Source organism: Hymenobacter psoromatis (genome assembly GCA_001596155.1).
In the GTDB taxonomy this organism is placed as follows: Bacteria; Bacteroidota; Bacteroidia; order Cytophagales; family Hymenobacteraceae; genus Hymenobacter.
On record CP014771.1, the window covers coordinates 1854238 to 1877992 of the forward strand.

General features: G+C 58.1%; 24 protein-coding genes. 5 read left to right on the forward strand and 19 right to left on the reverse strand.

The genetic code is table 11. From position 1 onward, the window contains the following. Positions 1–114: 114 nt before the first annotated feature. Positions 115–1032 carry a hypothetical protein gene (locus A0257_07860; GenBank protein ID AMR27032.1) on the reverse strand — a complete coding sequence of 306 codons (918 nt, stop codon included), beginning with the start codon at positions 1030–1032 and terminating at the stop codon, positions 115–117. A 109-nt stretch (positions 1033–1141) separates the two neighbouring features. Continuing rightward, positions 1142–1411, reverse strand: coding sequence for a hypothetical protein (locus A0257_07865; GenBank protein AMR27033.1), 270 nt, complete (start codon positions 1409–1411; stop codon positions 1142–1144). A gap of 120 nt (positions 1412–1531) precedes the next feature. On the opposite strand from A0257_07865, the gene A0257_07870 reads away from it, so the two are divergent. Continuing rightward, positions 1532–1711: a hypothetical protein gene (locus A0257_07870; protein AMR27034.1), complete on the forward strand. Its 180-nt coding sequence runs from the start codon at positions 1532–1534 to the stop codon at positions 1709–1711. Between the two features lie 31 nt (positions 1712–1742). Next, entirely contained in the window at positions 1743–2312 is a 570-nt protein-coding gene (locus A0257_07875; GenBank protein AMR27035.1) for a hypothetical protein, read from the forward strand. 51 nt (positions 2313–2363) lie between these two features. On the opposite strand, the gene A0257_07880 is transcribed toward A0257_07875, so the two are convergent. Continuing rightward, positions 2364–4982 carry an ATP-dependent chaperone ClpB gene (locus A0257_07880; protein ID AMR27036.1) on the reverse strand — a complete coding sequence of 873 codons (2619 nt, stop codon included), beginning with the start codon at positions 4980–4982 and terminating at the stop codon, positions 2364–2366. 134 nt (positions 4983–5116) lie between these two features. Next, on the reverse strand, positions 5117–5686 hold the full coding sequence (locus tag A0257_07885; protein ID AMR27037.1) for a hypothetical protein: 570 nt from the start codon (positions 5684–5686) through the stop codon (positions 5117–5119). Between the two features lie 1619 nt (positions 5687–7305). Between A0257_07885 and A0257_07890 the strand changes: the two genes are divergently transcribed. After that, positions 7306–7638 carry a hypothetical protein gene (locus tag A0257_07890; GenBank protein AMR27038.1) on the forward strand — a complete coding sequence of 111 codons (333 nt, stop codon included), beginning with the start codon at positions 7306–7308 and terminating at the stop codon, positions 7636–7638. Between the two features lie 323 nt (positions 7639–7961). Here A0257_07890 and A0257_07895 read toward each other — a convergent pair whose 3' ends face one another. From A0257_07895 to A0257_07945, 11 genes are all read right to left on the reverse strand, one after another. After that, the gene (locus tag A0257_07895; GenBank protein ID AMR27039.1) at positions 7962–8237 is read right to left on the reverse strand and encodes a toxin YoeB; all 276 of its coding nucleotides are present in this window, start codon (positions 8235–8237) and stop codon (positions 7962–7964) included. Further along, complete coding sequence (locus A0257_07900) at positions 8222–8449, reverse strand: hypothetical protein (protein AMR27040.1); 228 nt, start codon at positions 8447–8449, stop codon at positions 8222–8224. Before A0257_07900 ends, A0257_07895 begins: the two co-directional genes overlap by 16 nt. A 286-nt stretch (positions 8450–8735) precedes the next feature. Next, positions 8736–9080, reverse strand: a complete 345-nt coding sequence (locus A0257_07905; GenBank protein ID AMR27041.1) for a hypothetical protein — start codon at positions 9078–9080, stop codon at positions 8736–8738. A 68-nt stretch (positions 9081–9148) separates the two neighbouring features. Next, on the reverse strand, positions 9149–9388 hold the full coding sequence (locus tag A0257_07910; protein AMR27042.1) for a hypothetical protein: 240 nt from the start codon (positions 9386–9388) through the stop codon (positions 9149–9151). Between the two features lie 86 nt (positions 9389–9474). Then, positions 9475–9750, reverse strand: coding sequence for a hypothetical protein (locus tag A0257_07915; GenBank protein ID AMR27043.1), 276 nt, complete (start codon positions 9748–9750; stop codon positions 9475–9477). Between the two features lie 107 nt (positions 9751–9857). Then, positions 9858–10277 carry a DNA-binding protein gene (locus A0257_07920; GenBank protein ID AMR27044.1) on the reverse strand — a complete coding sequence of 140 codons (420 nt, stop codon included), beginning with the start codon at positions 10275–10277 and terminating at the stop codon, positions 9858–9860. Further along, positions 10274–10513: a hypothetical protein gene (locus A0257_07925; protein ID AMR27045.1), complete on the reverse strand. Its 240-nt coding sequence runs from the start codon at positions 10511–10513 to the stop codon at positions 10274–10276. Before A0257_07925 ends, A0257_07920 begins: the two co-directional genes overlap by 4 nt. A 394-nt stretch (positions 10514–10907) precedes the next feature. Then, positions 10908–11186, reverse strand: a complete 279-nt coding sequence (locus tag A0257_07930) for a hypothetical protein (protein AMR27046.1) — start codon at positions 11184–11186, stop codon at positions 10908–10910. 96 nt (positions 11187–11282) lie between these two features. Then, positions 11283–11537 (reverse strand): hypothetical protein, encoded by a 255-nt coding sequence (locus A0257_07935; GenBank protein AMR27047.1) that lies wholly within the window; start codon positions 11535–11537, stop codon positions 11283–11285. Positions 11538–11634: 97 nt separating this feature from the next. Beyond that, the gene (locus A0257_07940) at positions 11635–12561 is read right to left on the reverse strand and encodes an NmrA family protein (protein AMR27048.1); all 927 of its coding nucleotides are present in this window, start codon (positions 12559–12561) and stop codon (positions 11635–11637) included. 99 nt (positions 12562–12660) lie between these two features. Beyond that, positions 12661–13236, reverse strand: a complete 576-nt coding sequence (locus A0257_07945; GenBank protein AMR27049.1) for a hypothetical protein — start codon at positions 13234–13236, stop codon at positions 12661–12663. A gap of 125 nt (positions 13237–13361) precedes the next feature. Here A0257_07945 and A0257_07950 point away from each other — a divergent pair, with 125 nt between their 5' ends. Further along, positions 13362–14039 carry a hypothetical protein gene (locus tag A0257_07950; protein ID AMR27050.1) on the forward strand — a complete coding sequence of 226 codons (678 nt, stop codon included), beginning with the start codon at positions 13362–13364 and terminating at the stop codon, positions 14037–14039. Between the two features lie 121 nt (positions 14040–14160). Further along, a complete protein-coding gene (locus tag A0257_07955) occupies positions 14161–15171 on the forward strand; it encodes a glycoside hydrolase (GenBank protein AMR29669.1) in 1011 nt (336 codons plus the stop codon). 78 nt (positions 15172–15249) lie between these two features. On the opposite strand, the gene A0257_07960 is transcribed toward A0257_07955, so the two are convergent. The 4 genes from A0257_07960 to A0257_07975 all read right to left on the reverse strand — a co-directional run bounded on the left by A0257_07960 (position 15250) and on the right by A0257_07975 (position 23510). Next, positions 15250–16761 (reverse strand): hypothetical protein, encoded by a 1512-nt coding sequence (locus A0257_07960; protein AMR27051.1) that lies wholly within the window; start codon positions 16759–16761, stop codon positions 15250–15252. Between the two features lie 85 nt (positions 16762–16846). Beyond that, complete coding sequence (locus A0257_07965; GenBank protein ID AMR27052.1) at positions 16847–18526, reverse strand: hypothetical protein; 1680 nt, start codon at positions 18524–18526, stop codon at positions 16847–16849. Positions 18527–18784: 258 nt separating this feature from the next. Continuing rightward, a complete protein-coding gene (locus tag A0257_07970) occupies positions 18785–20332 on the reverse strand; it encodes a carbohydrate-binding protein SusD (GenBank protein ID AMR27053.1) in 1548 nt (515 codons plus the stop codon). A 142-nt stretch (positions 20333–20474) separates the two neighbouring features. Further along, positions 20475–23510, reverse strand: a complete 3036-nt coding sequence (locus A0257_07975; protein ID AMR27054.1) for a hypothetical protein — start codon at positions 23508–23510, stop codon at positions 20475–20477. Positions 23511–23755 lie beyond the last annotated feature (245 nt).

Genomic DNA, 23755 nt, shown 5'->3' on the forward strand with positions numbered 1-23755 from the left:
TTGCTCGTCTAAGATACGACGAACGAAAACGAACAGCTAACAACCTCCCCGCGCCCCGGCCGCCACCCCAAGCGGCGGGCGTAGCGGCAGTGGCTATAGGTGAGCGCAAATCATCTAGAAACCAAACTGGTCGCCATTTCCACTTTCCAACCCACGCATTATATTTTCCTCATCATCGTCTCTATCATAATATTTCTCATTATCATAATATCCCTCATTATCATCATCAGAATAATATTCTTGCCTAGAATCAAGGGTCTTTTGGTCTTCTAAGTATTCTGTCAGCTTCCTATAATTTTCAGTTATAGTTCGCTTATCTGCTGATTTGAAATGGACTTTTAAATTCATTTGGAATTCAAAAGAGAAATCGGCCTTTATATCCTTAGTTTTGAACGAGTCAAAGTCAAACATTGGACTCTCATTTAGGCCGGTTATTTCATTCTTATTACCGGGAAGACAAAATCCATCCACATTTCTAATGCACCAATAAATATATTCTGGATTTGGCTCCGCAGCGTTTAGCTTGTCTTCAAAATCGTCGGCTATATAAAATTCAATTCCAGGCCGAAGTTTACCAATTCCATTAACCCAATGCTGTTGAAGGTCACCAGTCATGTATTTGCTTGCTAACTCACAAGCGAATTTTGATAATTTTTTGTCTAGCATCCCTCCTTTACTCACAACTAACTTAACTTTGTTACCGTCGACTATAAAATCGCATTGCGCTCCACGGTAGAAAGCCAAAATAAACTCAACCCAGCCTTCCTCGTCTATACCTTCTATATTTATGTGAGGGCCGGTAATTCTATTATCAACTTCTTTGTAAGTTTCTTTTGAGAATATTTTTTCAAAAGACGCATAAAGCATTTCTCTGTAACGATTTACTAATTCTATGTGATTTCCGCTATACACTCGTGTAACTGATAAGCCTGCGTACTTGCCGAACGCAAAACGGGAATCCAAATTGTAGAGGCCTTGCTTAGGATACATTTCCGCGCTGATTTTTTTATTCGAGATTTTTGGCAGTCGCATAGCGCCGCAACAAGATACACCGTTTAGACGAATTATTCAGATAAACCGGAAACGTAAAAAGCCCCGCCAGCACCACGCCGACGGAGCTTCCCCACAAACATACACCACCCTACACCGTCGGCAGCCCCACGTTCTCAAACCGCACGCCGCCATCCTCCAACACCGCCTCCACGACGGCATCTTTGGACACGCGACCAGATAAAATCTCCTTGCTCAACTCGTTCAAAATCACGCGCTGCAACACGTGCTTGAGGGGCCGAGCGCCGAACTGCGGGTCGAAGCCCTGCTCGCCGAGGTAGTCGAGCACTTCGGGGGTAGCTTCGAGGCTGATGCCGGCTTCGGCCAGACGCTGCTGGATTTGCTTGAACTGGCTGCCCACGATACGGCGGACGCACCTTTTTCCGAAACTTTGGCGTTACTTTACCCATACTGCTTATTGAGCATCCGACCCATGATTTCTCCCTCGCCGCCTTCTGAGTCCGCTACCTTAGCTGCGCAATTGGACAACCTCGCCAACATGGCCGAACGGGTGGCCTCGCCGGAGTTTAAGCGGGGCTTTCAGGAATTTGTGCGGGCGCGGGCCAAAGCAGCCAATTCCTATTTGACTTACCGCAATGCCCAGAGTCAGTTGGTGCAAGAATGGCCCGCAACGGGCCGGATAGATATTCTGGCTGACTAATCTGGCACTGATGCCTGTTTCCGCGCCTACGGTGTATATCCTGGCCGGGCCAAATGGTGCGGGTAAAACGTCGCTTTTTCAGTACGAAGCAGTGGCCGTGCCGCGCCTGAACGGCGATAGCCTGTATCAACAGGGCTTAGGGGCAGCCGAAGTAGATGCCGCGTTGCGGCAGCAGTTGACCACGTGGCTCGCGCAGCGACTATCGTTTGTCATAGAAACCAACGCCGCCAGCGAACGGGATTACGGCTTGTTCAACGCCTTGAAAAAAGCGGGCTACCACCTCGAATTTCGCTACGTTGGGTTGAATTCGGTGGCGCTATGTCAGAGCCGCGTAGCGCAACGGGTACTAGAAGGTGGCCACGATGTGCCATTAGCTTTGATTCAGCAGCGTTATTCCAATGGCCTGTCGCTACTGAAACGGCACTACCAGCTTTTCGACCGGCTCCAACTCTACGATAACACGGGCCCGGTAATTCGGCAACTAGCTGATTTTACCCCCGGTCAGCCATTGCAGCAAATAGGTAAACCCGTTGCCTGGGCATTGCCAGTCGTGGTGCATATTCAGCAAATGGAAGGTATTTACCAGCGTTTTCAAAAATAAAAAGCCCCACCAGCACAATGCCAGCGGGGCTTTACCATTCAAAACCAGCAGTTAAACGGTCGGCATCTCCACGTTCTCAAATCGCACGCCGCCATCCTCCAACACCGCCTCCACCACGGTATCCTTGGATACGCGGCCGGAGAGAATCTCTTTACTCAACTCGTTGAGAATCACGCGCTGCAACACGCGCTTCAACGGCCGCGCCCCGAACTGCGGGTCGAAGCCCTGCTCGCCGAGGTAGTCGAGTACCTCGCCGGTGGCTTCAAGGCTGATGCCGGCTTCGGCCAGGCGCTGCTGGATTTGCCGGAACTGGATATCCACAATCTTGCGGATTTCCCGGCGATTGAGGGGCTGGAACAGCACGATTTCGTCAATGCGGTTCAGAAACTCCGGGCGCATATGCTCCTTGAGGCGGTCCATCACCTCGTCGCGGGTGCGGTCCACGATGACTTCTACTTCCTCCGGGTCGTGCTCGGGCAGGTCCTTGAAATTGCGCTGAATGATGTCGGCCCCCGTGTTCGAGGTCATGATGATGATGGTGTTCTTGAAGTTCGCTACCCGGCCTTTGTTGTCGGTGAGGCGGCCATCGTCCAGCACTTGCAGCAGGATGTTGAACACGTCGGGGTGCGCCTTTTCGATTTCATCGAGCAGCACCACCGAGTAGGGCTTGCGGCGCACGGCCTCCGTGAGCTGCCCGCCCTCGTCGTAGCCCACGTAGCCGGGAGGCGCCCCGATGAGGCGCGACACGGAATGGCGCTCCTGAAACTCGCTCATGTCGATGCGCACCATCGCGTTCTCATCGTTGAATAAGTATTCGGCTAGGGCCTTGGCCAACTCGGTTTTCCCTACCCCCGTCGTGCCCAGGAAGATGAACGAGCCGATGGGCCGCTTAGGGTCTTGCAGGCCGGCGCGCGAGCGGCGCACGGCATCCGAGATGGCGGCGATGGCCTCGCTTTGACCGGCCACGCGCTTACCCAGCTCGTTTTCGAGGTTGAGCAGTTTGTCGCGGTCGGCTTGCAGCATCTTGCTCACGGGGATGCCCGTCCACTTGGCCACTACCTCGGCAATATCCTCACTGGTAACGACTTCCTGGAGCATTCCGCCGTTTTCCTTCTGGGCGTTGGCTTCGTCTTGTAATATTTTGAGGCGCTGCTCGGCTTCCTGAATCTTGCCATAGCGCAGTTCGGCCACGCGCCCATACTCACCCTGGCGCTCAGCCTGCTCAGCTTCGGTTTTGAAGCGCTCGATGTTCTCTTTCTCGGTCTGGATGTTGGTGAGCACGGCTTTTTCGCCCTCCCACTTGGCCTTCAGCTCGTCGCGCTGGCTGCCCAGCTCGGCTAGCTCCTTGCTCAGCACGGCCTCGCGGTCGTGGTTGTCTTCGCGCCGGATGGCCTCGCGCTCAATCTCCAACTGCATCATACGGCGCTGCACCTCGTCCAGCTCTACGGGCATGGAATTCAGCTCGATACGCAGCTTGGCGGCGGCCTCATCCATCAGGTCGATGGCCTTATCGGGCAAAAAGCGGTCGGTGATGTAGCGGCTGCTTAGCTCCACGGCCGCAATCACGGCATCGTCGGTGATGCGCACGCCGTGGTGCAGCTCGTACTTCTCCTTGATGCCGCGCAGGATGCTGATGGCGTCGGGCACGCTCGGCTCATCCACCATCACGGCCTGAAAGCGACGCTCCAGGGCCTTGTCCTTTTCGATGTACTTCTGGTATTCCTTGAGCGTAGTCGCGCCGATGGCGTGCAGCTCGCCACGCGCCAGAGCAGGCTTAAGCAGGTTGGCCGCATCCATCGCGCCCTCGCCGCCGCCGCCGGCCCCAATCAGGGTGTGTATCTCATCAATGAAAAGCAGAATCTGCCCTTCCGAGTCGGTCACTTCCTTGATAACGGCCTTGAGGCGCTCCTCAAATTCGCCCTTGTACTTGGCCCCTGCGACTAGCAGGCCTAGGTCGAGGCTCATCAACACCTTGTCTTTCAAGTTCTCGGGCACGTCGCCGGCCACGATGCGCTGGGCCAGGCCCTCGGCAATGGCGGTTTTCCCTACCCCCGGCTCGCCGAGCAATACGGGGTTGTTCTTGGTGCGACGGCTCAGAATCTGGAGCACCCGCCGAATCTCCTCGTCGCGCCCGATTACGGGGTCCATCTTGCCCTGGCGCACGCGCTCGTTCAGGTTCACGGCGTAGCGGTTGAGGCTCTGGTATTGCTCCTCCGCCGTTTGGCTGGTGACCTTACGCCCGCCCCGCAGCTCCTGGATGGCGGCCTTCAGGTCTTTTTCGGTAAAGCCGTTGTCTTTCAGCAGCGTAGCCACACTATCCTTGCCGCCCAGGATGCCCAGCAGCAGGTGCTCGACGGACACGAACTCGTCGCCCATGTCGCGCATCTGGGTGTTGGCGCGCTGCACGGCGTTGGCCGCGTCGTTGGCGAGGTAGGGCGAGCCGCCGCTCACCTTGGGGTAGGCCGTCACGATGGTATCGAGCCGCTGGCCGAGATTGGCCAGGTTCGCGCCCACCTTCTTGCCCAGGAAGCTCAGGGTATTCTCGTCGTTCTGGAGCAAGGCCTTCAGCAAGTGGCCGGTTTCGATGGCCTGCTGCTGGTTGGCTCCCGCTAGCTCAGTGGCCTTCTGCACGGCCTCCTGCGCCTTGATTGTGAAGTTTTTAAAGTCCATTTTGATGCTAGAGTCTTAGGTGATGCTTCGGGTTAGGAAGCTGTACGTAAGGCGTAGCAAACGGGGTGCTAGAGGGGAAAGCGGACTTTTTGACGGAAAAATGCAATTTATCACCAACTCACTACGCCATAATTTCAGGCTGGTCCGTCCGGCGCAATAGGCTTGCCGTTTTCTATCGCGTCGGGCACAATGTATAAATCCCTGAACATCTGCTCTACCGTAGCCAGCAACTCTGGCTCAGGGTTGGCGCGGCACTCCAGAAAGTACGCGCTGATAGCGAGCAGCGGGTGGTGGACAAAGCGCATCGGACCAATAAAAGCCGTCACCATTTTGAGGTAGACGCGGAATTGTTTCGTACTGACTGACCCCTCCCCTACCAATGCCTCCCCCACAAAACCAGCCGAAGCCAAGACATCGCGCCGGCAGATATCCAGGAAAATCTGCGTGCAGGTAGTCAGGATGCGGAAAGCATCGCCATCATTCACCAGCAGCTTAAATCGATTGGGCGAGGCCTTGAGCGCCAGCGGGTAATATTTCAGCACGTACACATGGTGTTGGTATTGCTCGGCTTCTACCACGTAGCGCCGGTTTTTGCGGGTGCGAAACGTGTAGTAGGGCGTGCAAACCAAAGGGCCATCCTTGTGAGACGGCCCTTTGCGGTAATGAAACGAATAGCCTTCACCTAGCTCGCGCTCAAATGGCATATTTATAGGCGTTACGGCGCAAGCGGATTAAATCCTCCTCCGAAAGCGTGTCAAACTTGAACTGCTTGGCATACTCGCGGGCCTGCGCTAACCGCTCTTCTTTCGTCAGGCTGGCGGCGGTAGCGGACTGCGGCTTTTTGTTGTCGGTAGTACCCATGATTCGGCAGGTTTACAGGTAACTGGTTTTCCTCACTACCACGAAGATACCAGAGAAGGTTCAGCAAGTGGCCGGTTTCGAGGGCCTGCTGCTGGTTGGCCCTGGCGAGTTCGGTGGCCTCCTGCGCCTTGATGGTGAAGTTTTTAAAGTCCATGATTCGCTAGGTTCTGGTAGGTGATTCGGGTTAGGAAGTCTGTACGAGAGGGATAGCAAACCGGGTGCTAAGCAAGTATTTCGGACTTTTTGGCGGGAACACATGGTTCGAAAATTATCCATTCGGACGAAATTTCAGTGGTCGCTTCCACCTCTATACTTTTTAACGCCAAAAAACTTTTCTGAATAGGGCAATGACAGAACATTAAAAGTCCCGGTCTTGTGAGAGCAGAATTTGGCGACTGAGCAATTCACGCACTTAGCCGGATTTAAACTGCCCACGTTAAAAGGTATTTCGTAGCCGGATTTTAGCTTGATGATGCTCTTATAAATATCAGTTATTTCAATTTTAAATTGTTGGGCCTTATCAATCTTGAGCACATTACAATGCTGAACAACAGGTTTTTCGTTTACGTAATCATAGCTCCAATACACTAAGTACCCGTACGCTGCATTTACAGAATCCAACCCAAACAAATATGAAGCTAACTGTAGCTTATGACTTTGTCGAGCGTTTAAATCACTGTTTGATTGTTTAATGTATCGAAACTTTTCTTCTACTATAAATTTCTGCTCGATTTTATTTTTGAAAATATAATCAGGCTGACCCACGAAATTACCCCTGCTACTGAACAAATTCTCAGTTTTTTCCGCGTGCCCTAAATATTCCACTTCTGAAGAGCAAACGTCAGCGAAAAAGAAATTTGTCTTTTCATTTTTAACCGAAACAGCATAAGCATTGTGGCTTAAAGGTGAGCGTTCGCCTTTTTTGGCAACAGTGATAAGCCTATTTTCGAGATGCAAATCGGTACCTAATTTAGTTTCGTTTGTTTCTATCTTTTTAAAGCTTTTTCCTATGCAGAAACTAGCTGGACAAAATGAAAAGTCAGCTATTTCACTTGCTGACACATAAGATGATTCTACATAATCAACAACATGGTCAGAAATCTTGCCTCTATCCAAAACGATGTCTTGTTCAGACACTGGGCTTCTAAAAATGTACTCGGCAGTTAGTTTCCAATAAACTCGTTCTATTTCCAAATTTTTAGAAAGTTCGTTTAAATATCTCTCCCTGACCGTAAGATTGTCAAACCGTAATAAACCCAACAAACGGTTATAAATAATTTCTTGATTCTTCGTAAGCATAATCAGTCGTCTAAATTTTCGCTTTCAGACCAGATGGTTTGCAAATACCATGTCCAGCCATTATTTTTTAGGAACCACCAACCCAAATATCATGTCTACTCCCGACCTCGCAAATGCTAAGTTGCGTTCTAAAAAACGAATTGAAGGACCATATGCAGAGCGAATGGAACGAATCCACGAGGATGTGATGCAGTCTTTCTTTGCCGCTTATCGGCGACTAGAAAACTACGTGACTGATATTCAGCCTGAAAAAGAACTGATTGCAAGACGACTCAAAATTCTGGATGAGCGCATTAACGTTTTCAAACCAGGCACTGTGACTTGGCCTCAGAAGTTTGAAGCTCGGCTGCTAGCAGCCGTTAGTGATGCTCGTTCGGTTGCTGATTTAGAATTTGAGGTGCAAAAGTTAATTGATTATCAGGAGGAGAGGTTCGCCACTCTCCTTAACGCTTACCGAACCCTTCAACCCACTACCCCCGCTTTGGAGCACAAGTAATTGAAGCGCCTGTTTCTTCAGCGGCGGGGGTAGCGGGCGGGGGGGGCGCAGTAGCGGCAGCTACGCCAGCAGCGGTGGTTTCGCGCAGGCGGGACCGGCGGGGCGTGAGGCGGTTTAGCTAAAGCAGGTACGCATACGCACTGCGGCGCATCCGCTGCAAGTCTTCTGCCGACAGCGTTTCAAACTTGGATTGTTCGGCATACGCACGGGCTTGGGCCAGCCGCTCGGCATTGATGGGCGGGGGTAGCACTTCCAGCCAGCGATAGCTTGGCTTGCGGTCAGCGGGGCGTTTCATAGGTGCGGAAAAAGAATGGGCAGCGAGCTTACTTATCGTCGTAGTGGAAGCGGCATTGAGCGATGAAAATGGTATCGCCGCTTAGCCGATACACGAACCGATGTTCCTGCGTGATGCGGCGCGACCAGAAGCCTTTGCGGTCACCTTTCAACGGTTCGGGCTTGCCGCGCCCGGTGAAGGGCGTACGCACGCATTCTTTCAGTAATTCGTTGACTTTCGCCAGAATGGCTTCGTCGTTTTGCTGCCAGTACAGGTAGTCCTCCCAAGCGTAGGTGGTCCAGGAGATGTTTACTGTTGCGGCCATTCCCGAACGGTGGTTTCGCCTCGTTCGATTTCTTCCATTGCCGCTAGCAGTCGTTCCCGGTTGGTTCGGGTACTCATCAGGTACTCGGTCGCGTCCTGCTTTGCCTTCTTGGCGGGCTTCGTTTCCGGCGTAAGCTTTACGTAGGAAAATGCTTGCAGTAGCTCTTTAATAAACTCCTGCTTTTGGTCGGGTATTTCGAGCGTGTAAATCATAGCGGATTAAAGCAAGGTAGTGCGGCTTAGTTCCGGCAACTACCGTCAGAAGCAAAGCTACTAAAGAAGCGCCCGTTTCTTTCAGCGGCGCGGGCAGCGGGCGGGGGGGCGCGCAGGAGCTGAAGCTACGCCAGCAGCGGTGGTTTCGCGCAGGCGGGACCGGCGGGGCGTGGGGTGGCGGCGGGCAGGTGAACTGTGACGAATGTAGGACAATAGAGTATGAAAAGTCACCCAGTGGCTGGGCGGCGCGGTGAGCGTGGGCGCTAGGCGGGTATTTCGGAGGGCGCTACGGCTGGTTTATCCAGTCTTCTAGTATCAAAGTAGCGATGGGCGCAAAGTGACGGGTGTTGCGCGTGACAAGCGTGAGGCTGTGGGCCAACGCCGTGCAGCCTATCATCAGGTCGAACTCATCAACGGGGCGGCCCAAGGCGCGTAGCCGCACTTTCTCCAAGCCATATGCTTCAAAGCAGGTGCCGACCAGCAAAATGCGGCCAGCAAAAAGCTGTTGCAGGATGGAGATTGAATGGCGGTTGGCCGCTTGTTTGGACGGGGCGCTTTTGGCGATGCCGTAAATCAGCTCGGCAATGGTCAACTCGCTGAGAAAGCAATTTTCTACGCCAATCTGCTGCACCTTTTGACGCAAGCTGAATTCATCTTTCGATCAATGAATGCAGATGTTGGTATCGAGCAGGTATTGGCTCACAGTTCTACGTCGCGGTCGCGGAAATAGCGTGCTTCCCGGATTTGGCGGGCCAACTCAGTTCCGTCTTCGTCTGACTGCCAAGAGCCCGCGAATTCATCCAGTAAGCGCGCCTGCTCCGCGTCGGAAGTCTTGAGCGAGGGAGTCGTCGTAACTTTCACGCCTAGGCGCCGAGCCAGATGAAGTAATAAATCCAGGTCAGCATCATTGGCAGATTCTAAAACCAACGTAGTGGGCATAAGTAAATGAAGCTAAAACCGTGGTGGAAAGATAATTAGAATTGCGTAGAGACGCTAACTTACTTCGGTGTCGAGCAGGTAGGGCATTATAAATCTACCTCGCGGGACTGGTCTTGTCGGTCGGCGTAGATGCTTCGTACTAATTCCTCCGCGCTTTCATCCGACTGCCAAGAGCCAAATACTTCGTGCAGTAACTGGTGCTGCTCAGCTACCGATAGTTCCTCCTTGCCTGGTTGCGCAACCAGCCCGTGCGGCTGGCGACTGGTAAAGTGCGCGACGATGTCAGCAGGCAGGCTTTGCAACCACTGAAAAGCAGCAGCGGCCCGTTCAGCGGGAAATTCTAATTCGACGGCAACTTTCATAGCCCCAAGATACTGCAAAGCAACCATAGCTACTCTAGCGCCTGCCGCCGCCCCAGTGGCCGGGCGGCGCGGCGGGCGCGGGCGTTAGGCGAGTATTTCGGAGGGTGCTACGGTTGGTCTATCCAGTTCTCCAGCACCAGATTAGAAAAATTGGTGAAGTGCCGGATGTTGCGCGTGACGAGGGTAAGGCCATGCGCCAACGCCGTGCTCCCAATCAGAATATCAAAATCATCTATCGGCCGCCCGGTGCGCCGCAAGGCGGCTTTTTGCTCGGCGAATATGGCAAGTGCCGGGCTGATAGGTAGTACTTGCTCGGCAAACAGTGCCTGAAACTCTGCTACTTGCTGCCGCTGGCGAGCCTGCCAAACGGACGCACTATTAGCTGCCCCAAATAGCAACTCAGCCACGGTTATTTCAGATACGAAACACTGCGCTAAACCGAGTGAGGCAAATTTGGCTTGGAGTTGGTGCTCGCCGCGCAGAAAGTGTACGCAGATGTTGGTATCGAGCAAATAGCCAGCGCTCATAGTTCTACGTCGGGGCGGTTACTCTGGCGGGATGCTTGCAGCATCTGGTTAATTTCGTCGCCCGTTTCGTCCGATTGCCAAGTACCGAACAGGGCCAGAAAGCGCCGCTCCCGTTCCTCCAGCGACAGGGTAGCCGCTGGGGAGGCAGTAGCTTTCACGCCCAGCCGATGCGCTAGGCTTAGCAGCAAATGCAGGTCAGTATCATTGGTAGGCTCTAACAACAGGGTAGTTGGCATACTAATTCTAGCAAGTGATAATTATGAAAGTGCTAACAACTTATAGCTCAACCTCTTGGGAAGCGTCGCGGCGGGAACCGTAAATCTGGCTCAGCAGGTCTTCTTCGCCTTCGTCCTGTCACCAAGAACCAAATACCTGGTCGAGCAGCGCATGTTGCTCTTGCTATGACAAGCATTCTTTACTGCTGAGTTGGCTGGCAGGCTGCACTAGCGCATCCGTTTTTAGAAAGCGAATGGTCATTTCTGGCAGGCTTTGCAACTGTCGCATTACAGACGCAGCTTGCTCGTCGGGAAACTCTAATTCAAGGGCGACTCTCATAGCACCAAGTTACTAGAAATCTGGGTAGGTCCCTCAGCGCCTATGGCCGCCCCAGTGGCCGGGCGGCGCGGATAGTTATTTTTTTTCTGCCTGCTTCTCCGAGTCAGAGTTATAGTGCATCTTATCCATTTTTCGCATTTGCTTACGGTCCTGGTGGTTCAGGCCGGGCACTTTCTTGTCGTGGCGGGCGGCGCGGGGGCTGTCGCCGTCGCGGGTGGCGGGCGTTGTGGGAACGCCAGTTGCAGGCGATGTCACCCCAGTCGGCGCTACCGCGCCCGATGGCAATACGGTTTGAGCCAGGGCCGCGCTGGTGCTGTAAGCAAGAATGCCGGCCAGAAGCAGGAAAGATTTCATGGAAATATTAGTAAATGATGGGTATTCAGGCGCTGCGCAGCCGCCAGAAATCAGCGACTTAATCATCTATATGAGAAGAGTTTGTGAGAAGCCCGGTTAGTTGGCCGTGGGTTTCATGGGGACGGGTTTGGCTGCTTTGTGGCCCATTTTCCGCAGCCTTTTCTGGTCGCGGCGGTCCAGGCCGGGCACTTTTGCCGCGTGTTTGGGGGCGCGCGGGCTGCCGGCGTTGGTCATGTCGGGGGTAACGACGGGTAGGGAGCCGGGCACGGTGCCGGAGGGCACGGCGGTTTGGGCCAGGGCGGCGCTGGCGGTGAGCGCGCAGGCGGCGGCGAGGAGCAGGAAGGATTTCATAGAATCGGGGAATTGGGGATGAAAACGGGGGTAGCCCCGTGGCAGTTGCGGCGGGCTATGGGTGGACCTGGCGCAATAAATAACTGGATTTCAGGCGCTAGTTACGCGTTGCCAGCACCTCGCGCACTGGTGTCCACTTGATTTCAGGATACCGGTCGTTATCCAGCGAAGTGAATTTGGGCAAGCCGGTGAACATATTGTGCAGGTACTGCATACCCTGCCAGGGCGGAAAAACGTCGTTGGGAGCCGGCACGAGGCGGCGCGTCACCCGAATCATCAGGCGCAGCAGCCACAGGCCGCCGGCGCGCAGGCGGCCGAAGCGCTGGCGGGTGGCGGCGCTGGCGGCGGCTTGCAGGTCGCGCACGGTGGCTACTTCGCCGGCTACGCGCAGGTAGCGGGGGGTAGTAGTATCGAGGGCGGCGGCGGCGGTGAAGGCGGCCGTGTTGGCGGTGGTGGTGAAGTCGAGCGGCTGGTCGGCCGAGCCCCAGTAGAGCACGCGCCGGATTTTGAAGAGGACCACCGGGGCCTGCCCGGTGAGCAGGTCCATGAACATGCCGTTGAGGATGGACGTGGCCCGGATGGGTGCCTGGTCGAGGCGGCGGCCGAACTCACGGCGCAGGTCGAGGTTGCGGTTGCTACCCTCGGGCAGCTTGGTGAAGTCGATGGAAAAATCGGAGGGGATGAAGCGCGGCAAGCCGGCCGCCACAGCCGCATCGAGCAGGTGGGTTTGGGCATCCACTATCACGCTGCGCAGGCCGGAAAGGGCCGATACCACGCAGGCTGCGCCCGCGCAGGCGTAGGTGAGCGCGGCCACGTCGTTGAAATCGACTTCCAAAATCCCTACCCCCTGCTCGCGCAGCAAAGCGACGGCGGGCTTGGTATTGCCGGGGCGAACGAGGGCGCGCACGGTGGCACCCCGCCGGCGCAGCTCCTGAGCGATGCGGAAACCCAGGTCGCCGGTGGCGCCGGCTACCACGATAGTAGCGGGCGAAGTGGCGGGGGTAGGGATGGGCGTATTTTCCAAAATCTGTTAGGTAACGATGAGAGAATATTTTTGCTGCTGAGCGAAAATTCCATTCCCTACACAATGAAATCGTTTTCGAGCAAGTAATTGGTGATTAGGTCATTCGGGCCGCGAGGCGTACACATCGGTGGCCTCGATGGACGCCCGAGCACCGTGGGCGGCGAGGTAAGCCTGGGCGCGGCGCAGGTAGCGCGCCTGGCCTTCGGCACTGATGGCGGGGCTGGCCGCCAGCGCCGCGCTGGTGGGCCGGCCGAAGGAAAAGTGCTCGGCCGGGCCGGGGTCGGGCCAGCGCGGGCCGAAGTTGCGCACGGCCAGGTACATGAGCTTGGCGCGCAGGGGGGCCGTGCCGCCGGCCAGGCAGGCCTGGTAAAACATGTAGTGCACGTCGCGCCAGGGCCGGGTGCGCGCATCGCAGGCCACATCGTGCACGATGGAGGCATAAACGTAGTCGCCGGTGAAGGGCGAGCCCACGAACGACCACAGCACCTGCGGAATGCTGGCCCCATCGACGATGCTGCCGCTGGGCGCGGCCCACACCGCACCATCGTTGGCCTCGGTGAAGGTGAAGTCTTCGATAACGCGCACGTTGCGGTTGGGCGCGCCGGGCGTGTCGATAAACTCAATTTTGGGCGGGGCCGAGAAGCTGCCCGCAGCGGGGTCGTCGGTGAGGGGCATGGGGCAGGAGCGAGGGGTAGGGAGGCTTTTTAGCATCAGGGGCAACAGCTCCTACCTACGTGGTTTCGGTTGTAGGCGGCCAGCATGCGTACAAGGGGGCACGTATTATCAACTTTATCTTTCCGATGTCAACTTACACCGTCGAACGACTTTCCTTTCAGCACCTCGCCGAATTACCCACTGCCTGGCAAAATACGGACTACCTGGCCCTGCTCAAGCAACTCGACTACGACAACCCCGAAGCCCTGGCCCCAGCCGAGCTCAAGGAGATGTGCCAGATGGCCCTCACCGACCTGGAGCCCGCCGCCGCCGCCGAGGCCGTGCTTACCTACCTGTTTGCCGATGAGCTGAAACCCGGCCAGCTGGAGCAGCTGGCTCACCAGATGGAAACCGAGAAGCTGTGGGAAGAAAACCCGCAGCTGCCCCTCCACGAAGGCTTTTTCAACGCCACGCAGCTGCTATACACAGCTTACAATGGCAAGTTTCCGCACCCGCAGGCGGTCGAGTTCAAGGTTAAAATTACGGCCCCTACCCCCTCCGATTTGGCCGTGTTCGACCAAGAGCCGGCGGCACCGCTGCTGCGCCTGCTGGCCCAGGGCCTCACCGACCACGCGCTGCTGCACCGCTTGTTTAGCGAGCAGCTGGCGGGCGGCGACTTTGCCGAGGCACCGTCCATTTTGTGGCAGCTCACGCCTAGCGATAAAACCGCTGATAGCGTGGTGTTTAACGTTATCAGCTCCGATTATTGGCTGGAAGAGTTCAAGTATGCCGACACGTATGAGGCGACGCTGCCGGACGCGTAGGTAAGAATCGTCGCTCTTCGGGGCGTCTCACTCCCGGCCGCGAAGCCGCCTACCCCCTCCTCTGATGCCTACCCGCCGTCATTTTCTAACCGGCTCGGCCGCCGGCCTGGCTCTGCTCTCTATGCGCCCCTACCCCGCCGCGGCGGCCCGCACCTACACCAACCCGGTGATGCGCCGTGATTTTCCCGATCCCTCCGTGCTGCGGCACGGTGGGCATTACTACGGCTTTGGCACCACCGGCCGGGGCCGCACACCCGATGGCCGCATTTTCACGCTACTCACTTCGGACAACCTGGTGGACTGGCGGCCGCTGGGCGGGGCCCTTACCCCCCCGCCGGGCAGCGAAGAATTTGATTTCTGGGCACCCGAAGTTGTTGAGCACCAGGGTACGTTTTATATGTACTATTCGCGGGGCGGCGGGGCCATTGGGGCCACGGTGGGCCACCAGCTGCACGTGGCCACCAGCCAGCGGCCGGAGGGGCCATACACCGAAATCGCGGCCCTGCCGGTGGCCGACAGCCAGTTTACCATTGACGCCCACGCTTTTCAAGATACTGATGGCCAGTGGTATCTGTTCTACGCCCGCGACTTCACCGATACCGACGACGGCTACTACCCCGGCACTGGGCTGGTGGTGGATAAGCTGGTGAGCATGACCCAGCTGGCGGGCCAGTCACGCACGGTGCTGCGCGCCCGCCACACCTGGACGCTCTTCGAGGCCAACCGCACCATGCCACTCTACGGCAACCGCACCTTTGCCCAGTGGCACACGCTGGAAGGGCCGTTTACGCGGCTCCACGACGGCAAATACTACTGCTTTTTCAGCGGGGCCAACTTCCTCACCGACCGCTACGGCGTCGATTATTGCGTGGCCGAGCACATTATGGGCCCCTACGCCGACTCGGGCTCCGATGCCGGAGCGCGGGTGCTACACTCGGTGCCGGGCCACGTGCGCGGCCCCGGCCACCACTGCCACACCATGAGCCCCGACGGCCGCACCGAGTACCTGGTGTACCACGCTTGGAACGCTGCCATGACCGAGCGCGAGCTTTGCATCGACAAGCTGGCCTGGACCAAGGAGGGGCCGCGCTGCCTCGGGCCTACCTACACACCGCAGCCGCTACCGGGGTAATTCCCTACAAGTCAGGACCGTGGCGCACTCGCGACAGCGTTCGGTCCGCAGCCGCTACCGGGGTAATTCCCTACCCCCTCAGTTCAGCCCGACCTTGCCCTGCATCGACTCGAAGAGCTTGGGCGAATCGAAGCCGATGCCGTGCTTGAATACGATTTCCATCTGGCGGAGCTGGCGGATATCCTGCTCGGGGTCGCCGCTCACGAGCACTAGGTCGGCCTGCTTGCCGGGCTCAATGGTGCCGATGTCGCGGTCGCGGCCCAGGTATTTGGCACCGTTCAGGGTGCAGATTTTAATGGCTTGGATGGGCGTGAAGCCGCCTTCGACCAGCAGCTCGATTTCGCGGCGGTTGGCGTAGCCCGCGATGGTGCGGCCCGCGCCGGTGGGGTCGGTGCCGGCCACCAGCAGGCCGCCCGCGTCGTAAAACTGCTTTTCCCAGCCCTGCTCTTTCTTAAACAGCGCCACGCTGGCCGAGTCCTTGCCCTGGTTGGCTTGCCAGGTTTTGGTTTCGCGCTCCTGCAACTGCGGCATCAGCGCGCCGAGGCCGCCGCCCAGCACCACCTCGCGGCCGGTGTAGGGCTCAAACACGGGCAGCGTAGAGGTGAGCGCCACATTCTTGCTAATCAGGAACTTGATGAGGTCAGTTACGGCCGGGCTGTTGGCGGGCTGGCGCAGCAGGCCCTGGTGAGCGGCGGGGTAGTCGCAGGCATCGGTGACGTGGCCAGGCGCGAAGTCGGAGCTGGCCATGAAGCCGTGCTCCAGGTTGTCGATGCCCGCCTCGGCGGCCTCGCGGTAGGTGATGGCGCAGAGGTGGCCGGTGACTTTGAGGTGGCGGGCGTGGGCCACGGCCACCACGGCGGCCAGGTCGGCGCGGGTGGCGTGCATGTACATCTTGAACGACGTGCAGCCCTTATCGGCCCAGAATTTGGTGCTGGCGGCCGCGTCGGCGGGGCCCTTCACGGTGTTCAGGGCCGGAATATCCATGCCCGGCTCCTCCATGTAGGGCGCGGTCACGTCCATGTCGGGCCCAATGAACTTGCCCTCGCTGATGAGGCGCTGAATGGCCAAATCAGTCTGCGGCTCGATGCTGCCGGCCGTGCGAATGGTGGTGGCCCCACCCGCCAGGTAGAGGCGTGGAAACGAATACGGCATCTGGGCGATATTGAAAAAACCGCCCGCCGGCATGGTGTAGTAGAGGTGCTCGTGCAGCATTACCAGGCCGGGAATCAGCGTTTTACCGGCGCAGTTGATGACCTCGGCACCAGCGGGCACTTTCACTTTTTTGCTGGGGCCCACCTGCTCGATGCGGCCATCGCGCAGCACTACTGTTTGGTGCAACAGCGCGGGGCGGCCGGTGCCGTCCATGACCTTGGCATCGGTGAGGGCCACCACGGGCGCGCTCACTTTAATAAACTCCCTAACCTGGGGCGTGAAGGCGGGGGTAGGCGGCGTGGATTGGGCCCGGCTGGCAGTGGCAGGCAGGATGCCCAGGCCCGCGCTGAGCAGCACCGCGATGGTTGTCTTTTTCATAATATCAGCAAAAACCCCTACCCCCGGCAGGTGGCCCAAAGTACGCGCCGAGCCCACCAAAATCTTCTCCCTACCCCATAAAAAAAACCGCCCGCTCCACTAGGGAACGGGCGGCCTTTCAGGTCAGCCAACTGGCTGGAGTCGCTTACTTCTTGTGAGCGGGAGCCTTTTTCATTGGCGCCTTTTTCATCGAAGTCTTTTTCATCGGAGCCTTGCGGCTGCGGGGAGCACCGGTGCCGGTCGTCTTCTTGCCGGGCAGCTTCTTGCCTTCGGCCTTGATATCCGAAACCGTCGGGGCCGGGCCATACTTGGCTTCGGCAGCGTTCGTCTCGCCCGTCAGGTAGGGGTCGAAGTCCACGCGGCGGTTCAGGGCCTGGCCGGCGGCCGTCTTGTTGCTGGCAATCGGCTTGGTTTCGCCATAGCCACGGGCCTCAATGCGGTCGGCCGAAATGCCTTTCTCCAGCATGTACTTGCGGGCGGCGGCGGCCCGCTCGTAGCTCAGGCGCAGGTTGTAGTCGTCGGCACCCTTGCTGTCGGTGTGGCCAGCGATGCTGAGCGAGTAGTCGGGGTACTCGTTCATAATCTGCACCATCTGCTCCAGTTTCGGGTACGACGAGGCTTTCAGCGTGGCCTTGTTGAAGTCGAAGTTGATGTACTTCGTGGCCTCGTTGAGGATTTTCTTGTCCTCCGCTTTAATCTCGGGGCAGCCTTTGTTGGAAGCGGGGCCGGCCCGGTCGGGGCAGCGGTCCTCGTAGTCGGGCACGCCGTCGCCGTCGCGGTCGAGCGGGCAGCCGGTGGCGTCCACTTTTACGCCGGCCGGGGTGCCGGGGCACTTGTCGAGGTAGTCGGGCACGCCGTCACCGTCAGCATCAAGCGGGCAACCCGAGGCATCGACGCGCACGCCGGCCGGGGTGTTGGGGCACTTGTCGTCAGCATCGGCCACGCCGTCGCCATCCGCGTCGGGGCAGCCCTGCAGGGCCGCCAGGCCCTTCACGTCGGGGCACTTGTCCTGGTAGTCGGGCACGCCGTCGCCGTCCGTGTCAAGCGGGCAGCCGTTCATGTCCACTTTCACGCCCGAGGGCGTGTTGGGGCACTTGTCTTTGCGGTCGGGCACGCCGTCGCCGTCCGTGTCCTTGGCTTTGCCGAGCGCTACCGTCAGGCCAGCACCATACACCAGAAAACGGTCGTAGTACTTGCCGGTGCTCGAATTGTCGATGTCGATATTATCGTTGGTGAAGGCATAGTGCTGGCTAGCCGTAATATCGAGGCCTACGGCCGGCGAGAGACGGAAGCGCAGGCCAGCCTGGCCAAACACCTCGGGCCGGCGCACCTGGTTGAAGAACCGGCCAGGCGTGGCCGTTAGGTTCGGGTTGAAGGTGAGGTAGTTGCCACTGCTATTAGCTATGAAGTAACCGCCGCCACCCATCAGGTAAGGCTGAATAAAGGCGTCTTCCTTAATAAACTTGCCGTTGTTGAACTTCAGCTTCAGGCCAAGGTCAATCATGGCAATGCGGGCGTTGATTTCGTTGCGCGGCGCAGCATCTGCAATAAAGCGGAAGCCGTTCTGGTAATTGCCGAGCAGGCTCAAGTCAAACGTAGGCGACAGGTAGCGGGTGATGTGAGCGCCTATCCCCACTTTTGCAGGGAGGTGCAGCACGCCGAAGTCACCGCCCAGGTTGCCCTGGTATTGAAGAAGGCTAGCGTTGGCCCCGATAGCCGTTTTGCGGTCGGGCGTTTGGGCCTGCGCCGGTGTGGCCGCCAGCCCGGCCAACAGCAACGCCGCTCCCGGCAGCAGCCGGCGCAGTGTAGAAGAAAATTGGTGCATGTGCAAAAGAATTGAGTGGAATGGTAAAATGCTAGCAGGGTTTGCTGGTCCCTCGTACGAAAAAATTAATTTAACGGTAATAAAACGTCCGCTTCTAGCCCACAATTTTTTCAACTGTTTTGGCAAGATGCAGCAAGGCAGTGGGTTTAGTTGGGGTCGAGCACGGGCCCTACCCCCCTCAGACGCACAAAGCCCAGCGCTATCCGGCCGAAGAGGCCGGGTAGCGCTGGGCTCCAAACAGGGGGGTAAGGCCGGGCTTTAGTAGCCGGGGTTCTGGGTCAGCACGCCGCCGCTGAGGTCAATCTGGGGCTGCGGGATGGGAAATACTTCGTTTTTGCCTTTCACGAAGGTTTTGCCGTGCAGGGCCATTGCCGGCACGATGGTGCCGGGCTGCACGCTTTCCTGGCGCACGAGGTCGAAAAAGCGGTCGTGCTCCAGGGCCAGCTCCACGCGGCGCTCGTGCCAGATGGTGGCCAGCGAGGGGGGGGTAGGGGCTAGGCCGGCGCGGGTGCGCACCAGCGTGAGGTCGGCGGTCGCCTCGCTGGCTTTACCCAGCTGGAAAGCCGCCTCGGCGTGCAGCAGCAGCACCTCGGCATAGCGCATGATGCGAATGTTCTTGGGCAGGTAGTCGGTGTTGCCGCAGTTGGGTTCCTTGGTGCGGCTGTGGTAGGCTTTGTAGCTGTAGGCCGAACCCTGAACCGAGTCCTGGCTCGGAATGCGAAAGCCGTCCCAGAGCACGGTGCCCGTCGATTTTTGCCCGGCCGGGGCGGTGGGCTGAATGAAGATGATGGTGCCCGCCCGGCGCACATCGCCGGCCTCATAGGTGTTGCTGAGGCTGGCCGAAGGCGTGTTGAAGCCAAAGCCCAGGTCCGACCAGCCATATTTGCCGCCGGCGCGTGGGCCCTGGCACACGGCGTAGAGCTGCACGGCCTCGTTGTTGCAGGAGGCGTTGATGCCCGTTTGCACCTCAAAAACCGACTCCGAGTTGTTGTTGCCCACCGTGCGCCAGATGTCGGCGTAGGTGGGGTAGAGCGAGTAGGCGTTGCTGGCGATAACGGCGCTGGTGAGGTCGTAGGCCTTCTGGTAGTTTTTCTGATACAAGTACACCTTGGCCAGCATAGCCTGGGCGGCCTGCTTGTTGGCGCGGCCCACGTCGGTGCCGCCCTTCACGGGCAGGTTATCGGCGGCAAACTGCAGGTCGTTAATAATGGCCGTGTACACGTCGGCCACCGGGGCGCGGACTTGCAGGGCGGGGTTGTTGGCATCGCTGGCGGCGGGCACGCTCGTGATGAGCGGCACCGGCCCAAAGAGGCGCACCAGGTTGAAGTAGAAGTAGCCCCGCAGGAAGCGCACCTCGCCGAGCTGCCGGTTTTTGGTAGTGGCATCGGCCGGGCTCAGCGGAATTTTGTCGAGCGCCTGGTTGGCGCGGGATACCCCCTGAAAATAGCCGTTCCAGCAGTTGTTGACGTTGCTGTTGGTGGAGGTGGCCGTGAAGTTATCGATGGTGGCCGCGTCGAGGTAGTCGGTGGGCGTGCTGCCTTTGTCGGCGTCGTCGGAGGCAATATCAGTCAGAATAATGTACTGAAAGCCATTGATATCGGCTCCAAAACCGCCGAGGTAGAGCACGTTGTACACACCATCGACCAGCTTCTGGGCGGCGGCGGGGTCGCTCTGGATGGCGGCGGTGCTGAGCTGGCCCTGCGGAGCCACATCCAGAAACTGCTTGCAGCCGCTGGCCAGGGCCAGCGACAGCGCCAGGGCAGCCGTGCCGGCCCGGCGAACGAATGAATAAGGGGTAGGTTTCATCGGATAGATAATTATGGGATTGGTAAGAGTATTTGTCATTGCGAGCCTGCGAAGCAATCTTTCCTTCCGTCAGGAGTAGTAACTGACGACGCGAAAGACAAGGAAAGATTGCTTCGCAGGCTCGCAATGACAAACGCCCAACCTATTTGAAATTGGCAGTCAGGCCCACCGTGAGGGTGCGGCTGGTGGGGTAGGTCGTGTACTCGATGCCCGAATCGAGAGGGCCGCCGGACAGCTCGGGCGTGAAGCCCGAATACTTGGTGGCGGTGAAGATGTTCTGGCCCGACAAAAAGAATCGTAGCGTGGCCAAATGCGCCTTTTCGATGCTGCTCACCGGGAAGGTGTAGCCGATAATCACGTTGTTGAGGCGCAGATACGAGCCCGATTCCAGGAAGTAAGTCGAGTTGGGCATGCTGCTGGTGAGCGCGCGCGGGTTGGTGTTGGAAGGGTTAGCGGCGGTCCAGCGGTTGTTGGCGAAGCTGGCTTCCACGTTGTCGGTGCCGGCAAAGCGGGCCTGCTTCTTGGCGTTGTACACCTCGTTGTTGAGGTTGCCCGAGAATACCAGCGAGAAGTCGAAATGGTGGATGCTGATGCCGGCATTGATGCCGAAGTACATCGGCGGCTGGTACGAGCCGTGGTAGGTACGGTCCTTCAGGTCAATCACGCCGTCGCCGTTGGTGTCGGCATACTTGAGGTCGCCGGGCTGGGGCGCGCCGTTGGGGCCGGTGCCGAAGGTGGACTTAGGCGAGTTGGCGATGTCGGCCGCGCTCTGGTACACGCCAATGGCGTCGAGCAGGAAGAAGCTGCCGGCCGCCTGGCCGTTGTCGGACTTGGTAACCAGGTTCTGGCCCGCAAACAGCGCCTGCCCCCCGTTGAGGTTGGTGATGCGGTTCTGGTTGAAAGTGGCGTTCACGCCCACGTTGTAGGTGAAGCCATCGGCGATGGTCGAGCGCCAGTTCAGGGCGGCCTCTACCCCCTTGTTGGCGATGTTGGCGGCATTGGTAATAAGCTGGTTATCAGGGTCGCCCAGGATGCCGGGAATGTTAATCGGAATGAGCGCGTCGCTGGTAAGCTTGTTGTAATAAGTCACCTCGCCGGTCAGGTGGTTATCCAGAAAGCCGAACTCCACGGCGGCGTCGTACTCGCGGGTGGTTTCCCAATGCACGTTGCCATCCTTGAGCTGGCTGATGACGGCCCCGAGCACCGGCTGGCCATTGAAGACGTAAGGAATGTTGATGTCGGCCGTCGTCACGTAAGAGTTGGCCGGAATCTGGTCGTTGCCGAGGCGGCCGTAGCTGGCGCGCAGCTTTAGGAAGCTCAGGCCCTTTACGTCCTTGAGAAAGTCCTCATCCGAAAGTATCCAGCCCAGGCCCAGCGACGGAAACACGCCCTCGCGGCGGTTGGCGGCAAACTTCGACGAGGCATCGTAGCGCAGGTTGGCCGTGAGCAGGTAGCGGCTGTTGTAGGCGTAGTTGATGCGGCCCAGCACCGAAAAGCGGCGGTCTTTGGAGGGCAACATGCTGGCATCGGGGTTGTTGGGGTCGTAGGGGTTCACCACCGACGTGTTGGGGTCGCCGGTGTTCAGGTACCACTGGTTGGGGTCGGCGGGCACGCCGCGGCGCGAGCCGAAGAGCGGCGTGGTCTGGCCTTCCTCAGTGGTAGTGCCGGCCAGGATGGTCAGGTCGTGCTTCTCGTTGAAAACCCGGTGAAACGTGGCTGTATTCTCCCACAGGTAGCGGTAGGAATTGGTTTGCATCACGCTCAGGCTGCTGGTGGGGCTGCGCTGGTTGCCGCCGGCGATGATAAACGTAGTATTGTCGTTGTTGTACTGGTAGTTGTAAATCGTGCGGTTATTGAAATTCAGGTCCACGTTGATGGCCGAGCGAAACGTGAGCCATTCCACGGGCCGCACGTCGATGCCCACGTTGCCCTGCAAGCGGTTTTCAATCGACCGGTTGTTGTTTTTGTCGATGTCGAGCACCGGGTTGCCCACGTTGCCGTAGGCACCCGTGTTGCCATAGAGTGGCCCTTGCTTGGCCGGAATAATCGGGGCCGCGCGGTAGGCATCGGGGTAGGCCGCGCCCAGGTTCACATCCTGCGTATTGGCGTGGCTGAAAGAGGCTTGCGAGCTAATCGTAACTTTATCGGACAGCGAAAAAGAGGTATTAGAGCGCACCGTGAGGCGTTGAAACTTGTTCTGGGTCACAATGCCGTCGTCCTGCAACAAATTGCCCGAGAAGTAGTAGCGCACATTGTCGGTAGCGCCCGACACGGCCAGGTTGTGGTTCTGAAACGTGCCGCGCTTCAGAATTTCCTTGTACCAGTTGGTCGTGGCCGCCCCGAAGCCGGGGTAGCTCGGAAACGTGGTGCCCGGCGCGGTGTCGGTGATGTAGCTCTTGTACTGGTCGGCGTTGGCCATCTGCACCAGGTGGGCCGCCTCTTTGAAGCCGTAAGTGCCGCTGTAGCTGAGCACCGGCTTGCCTATCGCGCCTTTTTTGGTGGTCACGATGATGACGCCGTTGGCCCCGCGCACGCCGTAGATGGCGGCCGCCGAGGCATCCTTGAGCACGTCGATGGAGGCAATGTCGGCGTTGCTAAGGTTCCGAATATCAGTGGTCTGCACGCCATCCACCACGTAGAGCGGGTTGGCCCCGGCCAGCAGCGTGCCCGTGCCCCGGATGCGCACCGTGGGCTGCGAGTTAGGCGTGCCGTCGCTGATAATCTGCACGCCGGCCAGCTTGCCTTGCAACGCCTGGGTCGGCGTCTGCACCGGCTGGTTCACGATTTCGCTACCCTCCACGCGGGCCACCGCGCCAGTGAGGTCGCGCTTTTTCTGGGTGCCGTAGCCCACTACTACCACCTCGTTGAGTTTGGTAGTGGATTGCAGGGCCACGTTGATGGCCGTTTTGCCGGCCACCGGAATCTCCTGCTGCGCGTAGCCGACGTAGTTGAAAGTCAGCACCGCATCGGCCGGGGCCTGGATGGCATAGCGGCCGTCGATACCGGTCTGGGCATTAAGCGAGGTGTTGCCTTTCACGAGCACCGTCACACCAATCAGGGCTTCCTGGGAGGTGGCATCCGTCACGACGCCCGTTATGGGGGCTTGTTGGGCCAGTAGCGCGCTCGGCAACAGCGCAAAAGCAAAGAGCAGCCAGGTGAGTAAGTGGATGTTTTTCATAAAAAAGCGGAAAAATGTGGAAACTGCGTGAAGAATAGCGTTTTTACCGACGAAATGGTATTTTTTGCCGATAAACTTCGGTAAAAGTAAGCGACTCCCGCAACAAACGTTTGTTGGCGCTCTACTTTAGCGGCTGCAAACTGCTGGCCCGCCGCATCCATTCGGCCGCTCCTACCCGCATAGCGTTATTGCACAATAATTTAAGCCTCGAAAGAAAGTACTACACAGCCGTTCGGCCAGCCAAG

Bases quoted from the DNA above. Each gene is read 5' to 3' on its own strand.
- A0257_07950 (AMR27050.1), top strand. From the start codon at position 13,362: ATGTCAACTTACACCGTCGAACGACTTTCCTTTCAGCACCTCGCCGAA.
- A0257_07900 (AMR27040.1), bottom strand. From the start codon at position 8,449: ATGATTTACACGCTCGAAATACCCGACCAAAAGCAGGAGTTTATTAAA.
- A0257_07885 (AMR27037.1), bottom strand. From the start codon at position 5,686: ATGCCATTTGAGCGCGAGCTAGGTGAAGGCTATTCGTTTCATTACCGC.
- A0257_07975 (AMR27054.1), bottom strand. From the start codon at position 23,510: ATGAAAAACATCCACTTACTCACCTGGCTGCTCTTTGCTTTTGCGCTG.
- A0257_07895 (AMR27039.1), bottom strand. From the start codon at position 8,237: ATGGCCGCAACAGTAAACATCTCCTGGACCACCTACGCTTGGGAGGAC.
- A0257_07970 (AMR27053.1), bottom strand. From the start codon at position 20,332: ATGAAACCTACCCCTTATTCATTCGTTCGCCGGGCCGGCACGGCTGCC.
- A0257_07955 (AMR29669.1), top strand. From the start codon at position 14,161: ATGCGCCCCTACCCCGCCGCGGCGGCCCGCACCTACACCAACCCGGTG.
- A0257_07915 (AMR27043.1), bottom strand. From the start codon at position 9,750: ATGAAAGTTGCCGTCGAATTAGAATTTCCCGCTGAACGGGCCGCTGCT.
- A0257_07935 (AMR27047.1), bottom strand. From the start codon at position 11,537: ATGAAATCCTTCCTGCTCCTCGCCGCCGCCTGCGCGCTCACCGCCAGC.
- A0257_07945 (AMR27049.1), bottom strand. From the start codon at position 13,236: ATGCCCCTCACCGACGACCCCGCTGCGGGCAGCTTCTCGGCCCCGCCC.
- A0257_07860 (AMR27032.1), bottom strand. From the start codon at position 1,032: ATGCGACTGCCAAAAATCTCGAATAAAAAAATCAGCGCGGAAATGTAT.
- A0257_07890 (AMR27038.1), top strand. From the start codon at position 7,306: ATGGAACGAATCCACGAGGATGTGATGCAGTCTTTCTTTGCCGCTTAT.
- A0257_07880 (AMR27036.1), bottom strand. From the start codon at position 4,982: ATGGACTTTAAAAACTTCACAATCAAGGCGCAGGAGGCCGTGCAGAAG.
- A0257_07910 (AMR27042.1), bottom strand. From the start codon at position 9,388: ATGCCCACTACGTTGGTTTTAGAATCTGCCAATGATGCTGACCTGGAT.
- A0257_07930 (AMR27046.1), bottom strand. From the start codon at position 11,186: ATGAAATCTTTCCTGCTTCTGGCCGGCATTCTTGCTTACAGCACCAGC.
- A0257_07920 (AMR27044.1), bottom strand. From the start codon at position 10,277: ATGAGCGCTGGCTATTTGCTCGATACCAACATCTGCGTACACTTTCTG.
- A0257_07925 (AMR27045.1), bottom strand. From the start codon at position 10,513: ATGCCAACTACCCTGTTGTTAGAGCCTACCAATGATACTGACCTGCAT.
- A0257_07965 (AMR27052.1), bottom strand. From the start codon at position 18,526: ATGCACCAATTTTCTTCTACACTGCGCCGGCTGCTGCCGGGAGCGGCG.